At 59.9% G+C, this 13,713-nt stretch carries 14 protein-coding genes; 11 read left to right on the top strand and 3 right to left on the bottom strand.

What is annotated here, in order from left to right:
- Window positions 1-309 precede the first annotated feature (309 nt).
- Complete coding sequence (locus PL597_RS19390; protein ID WP_271366028.1) at window positions 310-1,347, bottom strand: Ldh family oxidoreductase; 1,038 nt, start codon at window positions 1,345-1,347, stop codon at window positions 310-312.
- 387 nt (window positions 1,348-1,734) lie between these two features.
- Here PL597_RS19390 and PL597_RS19385 point away from each other — a divergent pair, with 387 nt between their 5' ends.
- The 7 genes from PL597_RS19385 (at window position 1,735) to PL597_RS19355 (ending at window position 8,761) form a co-directional block, all read left to right on the top strand.
- Window positions 1,735-2,541 carry an ABC transporter substrate-binding protein gene (locus PL597_RS19385; protein WP_077983916.1) on the top strand — a complete coding sequence of 269 codons (807 nt, stop codon included), beginning with the start codon at window positions 1,735-1,737 and terminating at the stop codon, window positions 2,539-2,541.
- 72 nt (window positions 2,542-2,613) lie between these two features.
- Window positions 2,614-3,279: an amino acid ABC transporter permease gene (locus tag PL597_RS19380; protein WP_271366027.1), complete on the top strand. Its 666-nt coding sequence runs from the start codon at window positions 2,614-2,616 to the stop codon at window positions 3,277-3,279.
- A gap of 12 nt (window positions 3,280-3,291) precedes the next feature.
- Window positions 3,292-3,945, top strand: a complete 654-nt coding sequence (locus PL597_RS19375) for an amino acid ABC transporter permease (protein ID WP_271366025.1) — start codon at window positions 3,292-3,294, stop codon at window positions 3,943-3,945.
- The gene (locus PL597_RS19370) at window positions 3,938-4,660 is read left to right on the top strand and encodes an amino acid ABC transporter ATP-binding protein (protein WP_065657687.1); all 723 of its coding nucleotides are present in this window, start codon (window positions 3,938-3,940) and stop codon (window positions 4,658-4,660) included. The genes PL597_RS19375 and PL597_RS19370 overlap by 8 nt, the downstream gene beginning before the upstream one ends.
- Window positions 4,660-5,901: an NAD(P)/FAD-dependent oxidoreductase gene (locus PL597_RS19365; RefSeq protein WP_269824344.1), complete on the top strand. Its 1,242-nt coding sequence runs from the start codon at window positions 4,660-4,662 to the stop codon at window positions 5,899-5,901. Before PL597_RS19370 ends, PL597_RS19365 begins: the two co-directional genes overlap by 1 nt.
- A gap of 111 nt (window positions 5,902-6,012) precedes the next feature.
- Entirely contained in the window at window positions 6,013-7,722 is a 1,710-nt protein-coding gene (gene lhpI / locus PL597_RS19360; protein WP_271366024.1) for a cis-3-hydroxy-L-proline dehydratase, read from the top strand.
- A gap of 10 nt (window positions 7,723-7,732) precedes the next feature.
- A complete protein-coding gene (locus PL597_RS19355) occupies window positions 7,733-8,761 on the top strand; it encodes a trans-3-hydroxy-L-proline dehydratase (protein ID WP_271366023.1) in 1,029 nt (342 codons plus the stop codon).
- A gap of 204 nt (window positions 8,762-8,965) precedes the next feature.
- Here the strand turns inward: PL597_RS19355 and PL597_RS19350 are convergent, their stop codons facing one another.
- On the bottom strand, window positions 8,966-9,988 hold the full coding sequence (locus tag PL597_RS19350) for a LacI family DNA-binding transcriptional regulator (protein ID WP_271366022.1): 1,023 nt from the start codon (window positions 9,986-9,988) through the stop codon (window positions 8,966-8,968).
- Between the two features lie 157 nt (window positions 9,989-10,145).
- Window positions 10,146-10,466 carry a hypothetical protein gene (locus tag PL597_RS19345; RefSeq protein ID WP_003505663.1) on the bottom strand — a complete coding sequence of 107 codons (321 nt, stop codon included), beginning with the start codon at window positions 10,464-10,466 and terminating at the stop codon, window positions 10,146-10,148.
- Window positions 10,467-10,761: 295 nt separating this feature from the next.
- On the opposite strand from PL597_RS19345, the gene PL597_RS19340 reads away from it, so the two are divergent.
- The 4 genes from PL597_RS19340 to PL597_RS19325 all read left to right on the top strand — a co-directional run bounded on the left by PL597_RS19340 (window position 10,762) and on the right by PL597_RS19325 (window position 13,704).
- Window positions 10,762-11,565 (top strand): transporter substrate-binding domain-containing protein, encoded by an 804-nt coding sequence (locus PL597_RS19340; RefSeq protein ID WP_271366020.1) that lies wholly within the window; start codon window positions 10,762-10,764, stop codon window positions 11,563-11,565.
- 66 nt (window positions 11,566-11,631) lie between these two features.
- Window positions 11,632-12,336: an amino acid ABC transporter permease gene (locus PL597_RS19335; protein WP_080793548.1), complete on the top strand. Its 705-nt coding sequence runs from the start codon at window positions 11,632-11,634 to the stop codon at window positions 12,334-12,336.
- Complete coding sequence (locus PL597_RS19330; RefSeq protein ID WP_003521700.1) at window positions 12,333-12,992, top strand: amino acid ABC transporter permease; 660 nt, start codon at window positions 12,333-12,335, stop codon at window positions 12,990-12,992. Before PL597_RS19335 ends, PL597_RS19330 begins: the two co-directional genes overlap by 4 nt.
- Window positions 12,973-13,704, top strand: coding sequence for an amino acid ABC transporter ATP-binding protein (locus tag PL597_RS19325; protein ID WP_089153256.1), 732 nt, complete (start codon window positions 12,973-12,975; stop codon window positions 13,702-13,704). Before PL597_RS19330 ends, PL597_RS19325 begins: the two co-directional genes overlap by 20 nt.
- Window positions 13,705-13,713: the final 9 nt, after the last annotated feature.

Genomic DNA, 13,713 nt, shown 5'->3' with positions numbered 1-13,713 from the left:
TCACCATCTCGAGAGCGGTCTGTTCAGGAGCAGGTTTCTTCAACATGTCCCAATGAATCATAAACCCCCAGCTCACGCCAGGGGTTTGTCAGCAGTCTGGAGGCCCGCAAAATGCGGGCCTTTATTGCATTTATGGTTTGAGCGTTTCTTGGCTTCGACGTCACCCCGGACTTGTCCCACGGCTGTCCGTTTAAATTTTTTTTGCCGGCTACAATCCCCACGAAGCTGGTGATGAAGAGTGGATATTCTCTCGGCGTCGGCAACTCTGCACCGGGCCGTGGGCCTTATGTATATTGTTCTCCGACACAGTCAGGAGATCGCCGCCAGACCATTCTCCAGCAACCGCTCGAGGCTGGCCATTTCTTCTGCGGTCAATGTAATGCCTTCATTTTCGGATTTGGCGCGGGCAGTGAAGCGGCGGCCGGAGGGCAGGCGGGCGCCTTGGCCGATGATGGCGTCGAAAAGTGCTTCCGCGCGCTGGAAGGGATCCCCCGGGCGCCCCTTGGCGAAGGCTTCCGGCGAGAAGGCGACGATCAACTCACCATGGAAGGGCGCAAGTGTGGTGGTGCCGAGATAGTCCAGCACTTCGGGGCTGGTGAGGTCGCCGATCATGATGCCGGCGAGAAGCTCGATCATCGTGCCGATGGCAGAACCCTTGTGGCCGCCAAAGGGCAACATGGCACCGGCAAGGGCCGCCTCGGGGTCCGTCGTCGGATTGCCATCGGCGTCGACCGCCCAGCCTTCGGGTAGGGATTTCCCCGCGCGTCGATGCAGTTCTATCTCTCCGCGGGCGGCAACGGATGTCGCAAAATCGAAGACATAAGGCGAAGTGCCTTTGCGCGGCCAGCCGAAAGCGAAGGGGTTGGTGCCGAGCAGCGGCTTGGTTCCTCCCGTCGGCGCGACGGTGGAATAGCTCGGGCACATTACCAGACCGGCGAGCCCGTTCGAGGTCAGCCCCTCCACTTCAGGCCAGAGCGCCGAAAAATGGGTGCAGTCATTGATGACGAGCGCGGCAACGCCCAGGCGCTTTGCGCGTTCCGCCAGAACCGGCAGGCCGAGTTCGAAGGCAGGGTTGGCGAAGCCGCCATGGGCATTGACCTTCACGATGGCCGTGCCATCGTCTTCAGCCACCTCAGGTATCGCATCGGGCTTTACCTTGCCGGCTTTGACGGTGCGGAGCGCGCCTTCGATACGGTAGATTCCGTGGGACTTGCAGGCGTCCCGCTCACCGGCTGTAATGACGCGCGCCAGCGCTCCCGACTGCACGGCGTTGAGGCCGGCCCTCAAGAAAATCGACTCGACCCGCTGGAAAAGCGCCTCAATGGTCAAGGTGGTCGTGTCGCTCATCATAGTCCTCCGATAGGGTTCGCACATTTTGAATACATAAAGTATACAAAGGTGTGAGTATTGCAATGGGTCTTTTCTGTGAAGCTCGGTCAGAGCAAAAGGCCAGCCCGTTAGACATGACGATACCCTAACCATCATTCTGGTGCTTGTCGCAAGAAACCGGCCGGCGCGCGTCTGGGTGTCGGAAAGAGTGTTTCAGTCCAAGGGCTTGGGCTGTTGTTCCCTCCATGCGCAAGCTTACTTGGGCAATCCGTGCCGCCTCACTCGTTCGCACGTGCAAAAATTCTTTTTGTATACTCGTTGTATTTTTGTGTTGATTTATCGACTTCATGGGGAAATAGTGACCGCGCCTTCAAAGGCAGACCAATTGATGGGAGCAAATCAACAATGAAAAAATCGGTCATCATCGCCGGCCTTCTGGCCGCCACTTTCGCTATTACGCCGGCCAAGGCCGACAAACTCGACGACATTATTTCCTCCGGCACGCTGCGTTGCGCTGTTGTGCTCGATTTCCCGCCCATGGGCGCGCGTGATGATGCCAATAACCCTGTTGGTTTTGACGTCGATTATTGCAACGATCTGGCCAAGGTGCTTGGCGTCACGGCTGAAATCGTCGAGACCCCGTTCCCCGAGCGTATTCCGGCGCTGATGTCCGGACGCGTCGACGTCGGCGTTGCCTCGACGTCTGATACGCTGGAACGCGCCAAGACGGTCGGCATGACCGTGCCTTACTTTGCCTTTGAAATGGCTGTCACCGCCAACGACAAGTCCGGCATCAAGTCCTTCGAAGACATGAAGGGCAAGACGGTTGGCGCAACCGCCGGCACTTTCGAAGCCATCGCGCTCGAAAAGACAGTCAAGGAATGGGGCGTGGGCGAGTTCCGTCCTTACCAGACGCAGGCTGACGTGTTCCTTGCGCTTAGCCAGGGCCAGATCGACGCCACCGTCTCCACCTCCACCGTTGCGCAGTCGACCGTCAAGAGCGGCAAGTTCGCAGGCGTCTCTGTCGTCGGCAAGGCGCCTTATGACATCGACTACGTGTCGCTGTTCACCAACCGCGATGAATACGGCTTCATCAACTATCTGAACCTTTTCATCAACCAGCAGGTTCGCACCGGCCGTTACGCCGAACTCTATGAAAAATGGGTTGGCGGCGAAGTTCCCTCGCTCACCGTCAACGGCGTTTATCGCTGATCAGGACTTTTCGTAAACGGCGCGGTCAAAATGGTCGCGCCGTTGATCGTTTCTGAAAAGGCGGGACGCTTCATGTTCAACTATACATTCCACTGGAATCAGGCGCTGAAGGCTTTGCCGCAGCTTCTGGACGGTGCGGTGGTGACGCTGCAGATCGCCATTCTGTCGATGGTGATCGGTCTTTCCTGCGCCATCGTGCTGACGTTGTGCCGGCTCTCCGGCAACCGCATTCTCGGCGCTTTCGCCGCCGTCTGGGTGGAAATCGCCCGCAACACGCCGGCGCTGTTCCAGATTTACATGGCCCATTTCGGTCTTGGCAATTTCGGCATTCACCTCAGCCCCTATACGGCGCTCCTGGTCGGCATCGCCTTCAACAATGCCGGTTATCTCACGGAAAATTTCCGCGGCGCGCTGAAAGCGATACCGGATACGCAGACGCGGTCGGGCCGTTCGCTCGGCATGACCTCGATGCAGACCTTCCGGCTGATCATCCTGCCGCAAATGCTGCGCGTTGCGTTTCTACCTGCCACCAACCAGATGATCTGGGCGATCCTCATGACCTCGCTCGGTGTCACCGTCGGCATGAATACGGATCTCGCCGGTGTCACGCAGGCCTTGAACGCCCGTTCGTTCCGCACTTTCGAATTTTTCGCGCTCGCCGCGGTCATCTATTACGTGATCGCCAAAATCGTCACGCTCGCCGCCAGATTGCTGGCCGCGCGTCTGTTCCGTTATTGAGAGAGGTGAGCCATGTTTGAAACCGCTCTCACCTGGAGTGATCTCGCTTTCCTGGCCAAGGGTGCCGGCATGACGCTTGCCGTCACCGCCGTTGCCGTCACGGCCGGCACTATTCTGGGTATCATCTTCGGCATCATCCGTTTCCAGTTCGGACCCTATTGGTCGCTGCCGCTGACCTTCGTTCTGGATATTTTCCGTTCCGTACCGCTGCTGATCCAGCTTGTTCTCGGCAACGCCTTCCAGTCGATCGCAAAGCTCGGCTGGCCGCCGTTCACAACGTCCTGCGTGGTTCTGTCGTTTTATCCCGCTGCCTCCTGCCCCGAGATCGTGCGCGGCGGCATCGAAGCAGTCCCGTCAAACCCCCGCCGCGCCTGCCGGTCGCTCGGCATGACCTGGTCCCAGGACATGCGCTACATTGTGCTGCCGCTCGCCACGCGCGTGTCATTGCCGGCGTGGATCGGGCTCACGCTCGGTGTCATGAAGGATTCGGCGCTCGTTCTTTGGCTCGGCCTCATCGAACTTCTGCGTGCCTCGCAGATCCTCGTCACCCGCCTGCAGGAGCCGCTGACGATCTTGATGATCTGCGGCGCCATCTACTTCCTTATCAGTTTCCCCATCGCCCGTTTCGGCGGGTATCTCGAAAGACGGTGGTCCCCCAATGATTGAGATCGAAAACGTCCGCAAATCCTTCGGCCCGCTGGAGGTTCTGAAAGGGATCAACCTCACCGTCAACAAGGGCGAGGTTGTCACCATCATCGGCGGCTCCGGTTCCGGCAAATCGACCCTGCTGACCTGCATCAACGGCCTTGAGCCGATCGACAGCGGCAAGATCGTCATCGACGGCACCGAGGTGCACGCCAAATCGACAGACCTCAACAAGCTGCGCCGCAAGGTCGGCATCGTCTTCCAGCAATGGAACGCCTTTCCGCATTTGACGGTGCTGGAAAACGTCATGCTCGCGCCGCGCAAGGTGCTCGGTATCTCGAAGGAGCAGGCCGAAGAGATTGCGGTCAAACAACTGACCCATGTGGGTCTTGCCGAAAAGCTGAAGGTCTATCCGAACCGCATGTCGGGCGGTCAGCAGCAGCGAATGGCGATTGCCCGTGCGCTTGCCATGTCGCCGGAATATATGCTGTTCGATGAAGTCACGTCTGCGCTCGACCCGATGCTGGTGGGCGAAGTGCTTGATACGCTGAAGATGCTGGCGGATGAGGGCATGACGATGATCTGCGTCACGCACGAAATGGCCTTCGCCCGCGATGTCTCGAACCGCGTCGCCTTCTTCCATCAGGGCGTCATGGCGGAAATCGGCACGCCGGATCAGCTCTTCGGCGCACCGCAGCATCCTGAAACGCAGAAGTTTCTGGCGAGCGTGCGGTAATGCCAGCCAATGATGTCATCGTCATCGGGGCCGGCGTTGTCGGCCTCTCGGCAGCAATCGCGGCGCAGGGCCGCGGCCTGTCGGTCACGGTCATCGACCGTGAAGGACCGGCGGCGGGCGCGTCCGCCGGCAATGCCGGCGCCTTCGCTTTCACCGATATTCTCCCGCTGGCATCGCCAGGCATTCTCTGGAAAGCGCCGAAGTGGCTTCTCGATCCGCTCGGGCCGCTCAGCGTGCCGCCGGCCTATGCGCTGAAGATCGCGCCGTGGATGTTCCGGTTCTGGCGGGCCTGCGCCGCTTCGAAGGTGGAACATTCCACCGCCGCCCAGACGGCGCTGATGGACCTTTCCAAGGCAGAGCTGGAGCCGTTCCTCAAAAAGACGGACACGATTGCGATGCTGCGCAAGGAGGGGAACCTTCAGGTCTATGAAAGCGAGGCGGAATTCGAAGCCTCGCTTGCCGGCTGGAAGGCGCGCGAACGTCACGGCATCGAGTTCCGGCATCTCAATGCCGAACAGATGGCCGAGATACAGCCCGGCATCGCGCCGCGTTTTACCTGCGGCACCTTTACGCCCGGCTGGTATTCCATCGCCGACCCCAAGCTTTATACGCTGGCGCTGGCCGATCATTTCCGCACCATCGGCGGGCGTATCGAATGCCTCGATATCGCTTCGCTTCGACCACTAGAAGACGGTGTCGAGGTGGTAAGCCATGATGGGCGCACCCGCAAGGCCGCCAAGGTGGTGCTGGCGGCCGGCGCCTTTTCGCATCGTATCGCCCGTTCGCTCGGGGAAAAAATTCCGCTGGAAACCGAACGGGGGTATAATACAACCCTGCCGTCTGGCGCCTTCGATCTGCGCACGCAGGTGACTTTCGGCGGCCATGGTTTTGTTGTTACCCGCCTTTCCTCCGGTATCCGCGTTGGCGGTGCCGTGGAACTGGGCGGGCTCGAGCTTCCGGCGAATTTCGCCCGTTCCGAGGCGCTGCTGACCAAGGCGAAAGCCTTCCTGCCGGGCCTGAAAACCGAAGGCGGCAAGCAGTGGATGGGCTTTCGCCCCTCGCTGCCGGACAGCCTGCCGGCCATCGGGCAAGCACGGCACACGGCGCGGGTGGTCTATGCATTCGGCCACGGGCATCTGGGGTTGACCCAGTCGGCGGGCACGGCCCGCATCGTCGCCGATCTACTGACGGGGCAAAAACCCGCCATCGATACACGGGCATTTTCGCCGCAACGGTTCTAGAGAATTTTGGCTTTTCTCCGAAACGCAAAAATTCTCGAGTTCTTTTTTCACGCATTTTCCGGGCGTAGAACCGCTACGACTTTTACTGGAAATGCTTTAGGGAGATTTTCGATGTCTTCTTCCCTCTCGACAACAGCCGTTCCTGAAGCCCGCAGTATTTTGGCCGGTTCGGCCGAAGGTCCCGTGATTGCGACGACCGAAGCGCTGAGTTTCTGGGGTGGGGTCGATCCCGCCACTGGCAGGGTGATCGACGTGCACCACCCGTTGCATGGTGTCTGTCTTACCGGCGGCGTGCTGTTCATGCCAACCAGCCGCGGTTCGTGCACGGGTTCGGGCGTGCTGCTCGATCTTATCCTGACGGGCCGTGCTCCCTCGGCGCTGGTCTTATGCGAGGCCGAGGACGTGCTGACGCTTGGCGCGCTGATCGCCGCTGAAATGTTCGGCAAGCCTTTGCCGGTGCTGCGGCTTGACGCGGAAAATTTCGCCCGGTTCTCCAAAGCCGCTCATGTCCGTATCGATGAGACTGCCATCGAAGCCGATGGCGTATCCATTTCCGTCACGCCGCCGACGACGGCGCATCTCGATCTTCGGGACGACGACCGGGCCATGCTCGAAGGGCGCGATGGCATCGCCGTGCAGCAGGCCATGCGCATCACCGTCGCCATGGCCGTCCAGCAAGGGGCGTCGGCGCTTGTCGATGTCACGCAGGGCCATATTGACGGTTGTATCTACGCCAGCCCCGCCAATCTCACCTTCGCGGAAAAAATGGCGGAGATGGGCGCGAAGGTTCGGGTGCCGACGACCATGAACGCCATTTCCGTGGACAAGGCGCATTGGCGTTCACAGGGCATGGCGGAGGATTTCGGCGATCCGGCCGCAAGGCTGGCAGATGCCTATGTGCGCATGGGCTGTCGCCCGACTTTCACCTGTTCGCCTTACCTGCTCGACAGCGCGCCGCAGGCCGGCGACATGATCGCCTGGGCCGAGTCGAACGCTGTGATCTTCGCCAATACGGTTCTTGGCGCGCGTACGGCGAAACATCCGGATTTTCTCGATCTCTGCATCGCACTGACGGGCAGGGCGCCGCTGGCCGGCGTCTATCTGGAGGAAAATCGCCGTCCTCAGCGCATCGTCGATGTGGCGTTGCCGCAGGGCGTGGATGATGCCTTCTGGCCGCTCGTCGGTTATCTGGCGGGCAAGGCGGCCCCCGATTGCATTCCCCTGTTGCGCGGCCTTGGCCCCGCAAAGCCGTCGCGGGATGATCTAAAGGCGCTTTGCGCCGCTTTCGGCACCACCTCCGCTGCGGCCATGCTGCATATAGAGGGCGCAACGCCGGAAGCCGGTCTTGCCCCTCTCGAAACTGCCGACACCGTCTCCATTTCGCTGGCTGACATGGCCGCCGGCTGGTCGCTGCTCAACGAAGGGCCGGAAGAGGTTCAACTCGTCGCCATCGGCAGTCCGCATGCCTCGCTGGAGGAGTGCCAAGCGCTTGCGGCTGAATTTGCCGGCCGCCGGCGTCACGCGGATGTCGCCGTCATCGTCACCGCCGGTCAGCATGTCATCGATGCTGCTGTGCAGGACGGCACGCTGCGGAGATTGAAGGACAGCGGCGTACAGGTGCTGCCTGATCTCTGCTGGTGCTCCATTTCCGAGCCGGTTTTCCCGACGAAGACCCGTGCGCTCATGACCAATTCAGGCAAATACGCCCATTACGGCCCCGGCCTCAGTGGTCGCGCGGTGCGCTTCGGCAGCCTTGCCGATTGCGTCGGCAGCGCGCTGACCGGCCATGCTGTTTCCCGTCTTCCTTCCTGGCTTTCGTGAGGATAAATGAATGCGCAGTATCAAGACAGTTCATGTGATTTCCGCCCATGCGGAAGGCGAGGTGGGAGATGTGATCGTTGGCGGGGTGAAGCCGCCGCCGGGTGAGACGATCTGGGAGCAGAGCCGCTTCATCGCCCGTGATGAAACCCTGCGCAACTTCGTGCTCAATGAGCCGCGCGGCGGCGTGTTCCGCCACGTCAACCTGCTGGTACCGCCCAAACATCCTGACGCGGATGCCGCCTTCATCATCATGGAGCCGGAAGATACGCCGCCCATGTCCGGCTCCAACTCCATCTGCATTTCCACCGTGCTTCTGGATGGCGGCATCGTGCCGATGCAGGAGCCGGAAACCCATATGCTCCTGGAGGCTCCCGGCGGATTGGTAAAGGTGCGCGCCGAATGCCGCAACGGCAAGGCCGAGCGCATTTTCGTGCAGAACCTGCCGAGCTTTGCCGCACAACTTAATGTGGATCTCGAAGTCGAAGGTCTGGGTAAGCTCAAGGTGGATACCGCTTATGGCGGCGACAGCTTCGTCATCGTCGATGCGGAAGCGATGGGCTTCAGCCTGAAGCCGGAAGAGGCGCATGAGATCGCCCGCCTTGGCGTGCGCATCACCAATGCCGCCAACAAGGCTTTGGGCTTCGACCATCCCGAGAACCCGGACTGGCGGCATTTTTCCTTCTGCCTGTTTGCCGGTAAGGTGGAGCGCACGGCTGAAGGCTTGCGGGCAGGTGCGGCCGTCGCCATCCAGCCGGGCAAGGTGGATCGCTCGCCGACAGGCACAGCGCTTTCAGCCCGCATGGCCGTGCTGCATGCACGAGGCGAAATGAAGGAGGGCGAAACGCTGACGGCGGTTTCGCTGATTGGCTCTACCTTTACTGGCCGCATTCTCGGGACCACCAAGGTTGGCGACCGTCTGGCCATCCTGCCGGAAATTTCCGGCCGCGGCTGGATCACCGGCATTCACCAGCACATGCTCGATCCGTCCGACCCTTGGCCGGAGGGGTATCGGCTGACGGATACCTGGGGCGCGCGGTAGGGGCTTTACGGGTCACTCAGGGGAAATGTTGAGACCACGGCGGTGCCGCGTCTTTCTTCTCCCTGCCGGGGAGAAGGTGGCCCGAAGGGTCGGATGAGGGGGCACCGTTGCCGGATTTCGGAGAGCTTGCCCCCTCATCCCGCTGCCGCGGACTTCTCCCCCTCGGGGAGAAGAAACAAGCGGCTCCCGCTCCCTCCAATAGGGTTAGACGTTCAACCGCCTCGTCGTTTCCCGCACGATCAGCTCGAATCCGACATCCACCCGCGCCCCTTCGGGAACAGCGGCACCCTTCTCCGGCTCCAATATCGAAAGCAGCAATTCGCCAGCCTTGCGGCCGATCATCTGGGCATCGACCCGGATAGTCGAAATCGCCGGATAACATTGCCGGCCGATATCGAAATCGCCGAAGCCGAGGATGGAAATGCGGTCTGGGACACTGATTTTCCTTCGATGACATTCCATCAGTGCGCCAACGGCGGAAATATCCGACACGGCGAAGATGGCCTCGACATCGGGCGCCTTGGCCAGCAGCGAGCCGAGGGTCTTTGCCCCGTGGTCATAGGAGACCGGGGCGCTGCCTTCGCGGATGATGAGATCGTCGGCAATGCCCGCTTCACGCAGGGCCGCGCCGAAACCGAGCAGGCGGCTTTCGCCGCGCCAGTCCTTCACATCGCCATCGGCCCTCGATCCGAGCGCACCGATTTTGTTGAAGCCAAGCGATATCAGATGCTTGGCGGCAGTTCTTCCCACTTCGTAGTTGGAAAAACCGACCGCATGGTCAATGGGGTGTTCGGGAACATCCCAGATTTCCACGATCGGGATACCGGCGCGCATCAGCACCTCGCTCGCCATCTTGGTATGCACCGTGCCGGCGACGACGATGGCATCGGGACGGCGCTCCATCATGGTGCGGATGACGCGTTCTTCTTCCTGCAGATCGTACATGGTGTAGCCGATCAGTAGTTGGTAGTCGGCGGCGCGCAACGCATTGGCGAGCCCCTGAGCGCTATCGGCGAAGTTGGAGTTGGTGAGCGTCGGCAGGATGGCGGTGATGAAATTGGTGCGGCGGGAAGAGAGCGAACCGGCGATGCGGGCCGGCACATAGCCCAGCTTCTCGATGGCCTTCATCACCTTCTGGCGGGTCTCTTCGGACACCAGGGCGGGATCGGCCAGCACCCGCGAAACGGTCATCTTGGAGACGCCCGCGAGTTTCGAGACATCGCTCATGGTAGCTTTTTTTGACGTGACTAACGCTGCGGCCAAGGGCGTGCGCTCCACCAAAGCATGTCTCCCTAAATTAGAACCGGTTCAGGACAAGACATACACGAAGACAATAAGGGAAAGCACGCCGTATGATTGCAGATCGATGCGGCGTGCACCGGATTTATGCGACGCGGCTATAGACCAGATGATAAAAGCGCCCGTCGCACATGCTCATCATCTCATCCGTCAGCACCCGACCTTCCAGCCGGACGGGGGAAACCAGCGCTTCCTCCACCGCCTCCATCGACGGATAGTCGATTTCCTGCACCATGATGATCGAGGCCGCGTCCGGGTCCGTGCGCTCGGTGCGCATCACCCGCACGGCCTGCGCATTCGGCATGCGTTTCCAGACCGGCAGCAACTTTTCCTCGACGATGCGGAAAAACTCCTCCTCCCGGCCAGGGTGAATCCTGCCTTCGAAAATTGCCGAGCGTGTATACATGTTTCCTCCCGAATGATTGCCGACCCGAAACAGTTCTGTAGATCGGACTTGCAATGATACCGATAACATGCATTATTGATCCTGCCAAGAACGTGAAACGGTGTCGAACAGAGGAAAATCGATAACCAGCCGAAATCATTGAATTTCATGGGAAATTCATCTGGTTTTGTGCTTTCGCAGTTTCTTGGGAGGAGTTTTTAGTCAATCGCGTTAAAATGTTATCGAGAACATTTTTCGGTTTGCGCAAGGCCGCTGTTCCATTCTGGGCAGCCACTATAAGGTTGGAGGAGAAACCATGAGCATATCCAGATTTCTGAAGAACATGACCGTTGCCGTCGGTGTTGCAGCAGCAACGCTTGCCGCCACCACGTCTGCCCAAGCCGTCTCGCTCAGCGAGATCACCGCGCGCGGCAAGGTCAAGATTGGTGTTCTGACCGGTGCGCCGCCGATGGGCATGGTGGATGAGAAGGGCAATCCTTCCGGTTACGACGTCGATGTCGCCAATCTCATCGGCTCTTACCTGTCGCTGCCGGTGGAACTGGTGCCGCTGACACCGCCCGCGCGTATTCCGGCCCTTCAGACCGGCAAGGTCGATTTCCTTGTTGCGACGCTCGCTCCGACCGGTGAGCGCGCCAAGACCGTGATGTTCACGCAGCCCTACAGCGCGTTCAACATGGACATCATCTCGGGCAAGGATCAGAAGTTCGAAAACCTCGAAAGCCTCAAGGGCAAGCGAGTTTCGGTCAATCGCGGCTCCTCGCAGGAAACCGCGCTGCGCAAGGCCAATGTCGAAGGTCTCGAAATCGTCGTTTACGAAGACGATTCCACCAGCGCACAGGCATTGCTTGCCGGTCAGGTGGATGCTGTCGCCCTGCCGTCCACGGTTGGCGAAGCGATCATCAAGCAGCGCCCGGAAGCCGGTCTGCAGGTTGGTTTCACCTTCTTCCAGCAGGGCAATTCGATGGCGACCAAGCTTGAGGATTTCGAGCTGCGCCAGTGGCTGAACACGTCAATCTACCTCATGAAGATGTCGGGTGATCTCGACCGCATCTCGGTCAAGTGGACCGGCCGTCCGCTGCCGCAACTGCCAAGCTTCTGATTGAGCCTTTCAACGCGCCCGCCGGGAAACTTCCGGCGGGCCCGGGAAATGTCAACGGAGTGACGCATGTCCTATACATTCCAATTCGGCGCGCTCGCCCAATATCAGAATGAAATTCTGAACGGCATATGGCTGACGATCAAGCTGTCGGTCCTCTCCATTGTGCTCGGCTGCGCTTTCGGCATTCTATTGGCCTCGCTGCGGTCCATCAATGGCGGCATCGTCCGCATCATCGTGGACGGTTATGTGGAAGTCATACGCAATACGCCGTTTCTCGTGCAGCTTTTCATCGTCTATTTCGGCCTGCCAGGCCTCGGTTTCAGGGTAGGGGCAGATACGGCGGCGCTGATCGGCATGACGATCAACCTTGCGGCCTATTCGACGGAGATCATCCGCGCCGGCATCGAGGCTGTTCACAAGTCGCAGATTGAGGCGGGCGAGGCGCTCGGCTTCACTAAATATCAGATTTATCGCCACGTCATTATCGTGCCGGCTATTGCGAAGGTCTATCCCTCGCTGTGCAGCCAGTTCGTGCTGATGATGCTGGCGTCGAGCATATGTTCGGCTATTTCCACCCATGAACTTGCGGCCGCCGCAGCCTTCGTGGAATCGCAGACCTATCGCTCCTTCGAGGTCTATATCGTCGTCACGCTCATCTATCTGGCACTGGCGCTTTCCCTGCGGCTTATTCTTGCCCTCGTCGGCATGTGGCTGTTCGGTCGCCGCGTGGCGCGCAAGACGATGACCGCTTTGCCGGAGGTGCAGTCATGACTCTTCGAACTTTCGGCTGGAACGAATTCGGCTTCCTCTTGACCGCCCTGCAATGGACCGTGCTTCTGACGATCATTGCGCTGATCGGCGGCGGCATCGTCGGCTTCTTCGTGGCGCTCGCCCGTACCTCGAATTTCAAGGCGCTGCGCATTGCCGCCGGCACCTATATTCAGGTGATCCAGGGTATTCCGGTGCTGATGATCCTGTTTCTGTCCTATTACGGCCTCAGCCTTGCCGGACTGGAATTGCCGCCGCTCTTCGCCGCCGGCGCCTCGATGACGATCTATACGTCGGGTTATCTCGCGGAAATCTGGCGCGGCTGCATCCAGGCGGTGCCGAAGCAGCAGTGGGAAGCATCGGAATCGCTCGCTCTCACCCGCGCCCAGCAATATCGTTACGTCATCCTGCCGCAGGCGATCCGCATTTCGCTGCCGCCGACCGTCGGTTTTGCCGTTCAGGTCGTCAAGAATACGTCCATCGCATCGATCATCGGTTTCGTCGAACTGGCAAGAGCGGGGCAGCTCATCAACAATGCCACGTTCCAGCCGTTCCGCGTCTTCGTTGCCGTGGCCGTGCTTTATTTCATCGTCTGCTACCCGTTGTCCCAGCTGTCGCGTTGGCTGGAAAGGAGGCTTCATGCCGGAAGTAATCGTTGAAAACGTTCACAAGAGCTTTGGCGCTCTGGAAGTCTTGAAAGGCGTGTCGCTTTCGGTCGGCCGTGGTGAAGTCTTCGCCCTCATCGGCCGCTCGGGTTCGGGCAAGAGCACGCTGCTGCGCTGCATGAACGGGTTGGAGAAGATCAATTCGGGCCGCATCGAAATCGCCGGTCATGCGATTGGCGAAGATGCCAAGGCGCTGCGCAAGCTGCGCACCGATGTCGGCATTGTGTTTCAAAGCTACAATCTTTTCCCGCACCTGACGGTCGGCGAAAACATCATGCTCGCGCCGCGCATCGTCAAGGATGTGGCGAAATCGGAAACGAGAGATATTGCCCGCGAGGTTCTGCAGCTCGTCGGCCTGTCGGAGAAATTCGATTCCTATCCCGACCAGCTTTCCGGCGGCCAGCAGCAGCGCGTGGCGATTGCCCGCTCGCTCGCCATGCGGCCCAAGGTAATGCTGTTCGACGAGGTGACTTCGGCGCTCGATCCGGAACTGACCGAGGAAGTACTGACCGTCATGGAAAACCTCGCCAAGGACGGCATGACCATGATCCTTGTCACCCATGAAATGGCTTTCGCGCGCCGCGTGGCGACTGAAACCATCTTCATGCACAAGGGCAAGATCTGGGAGCAGGGCCGTTCTTCCGAGCTCTTCGCCAATCCGCAAACGCCGGAACTCCGGCAATTCGTCAAGGCCGATGTGAAGTAGTTCGCCGGC

This window comes from Agrobacterium sp. ST15.13.013 (assembly GCF_027956525.1).
Lineage (GTDB): Bacteria > Pseudomonadota > Alphaproteobacteria > Rhizobiales > Rhizobiaceae > Agrobacterium > Agrobacterium salinitolerans.
The sequence above is the reverse complement of the archived record's forward strand: the minus strand, read 5'-3'. Positions and strand labels throughout refer to the sequence as shown.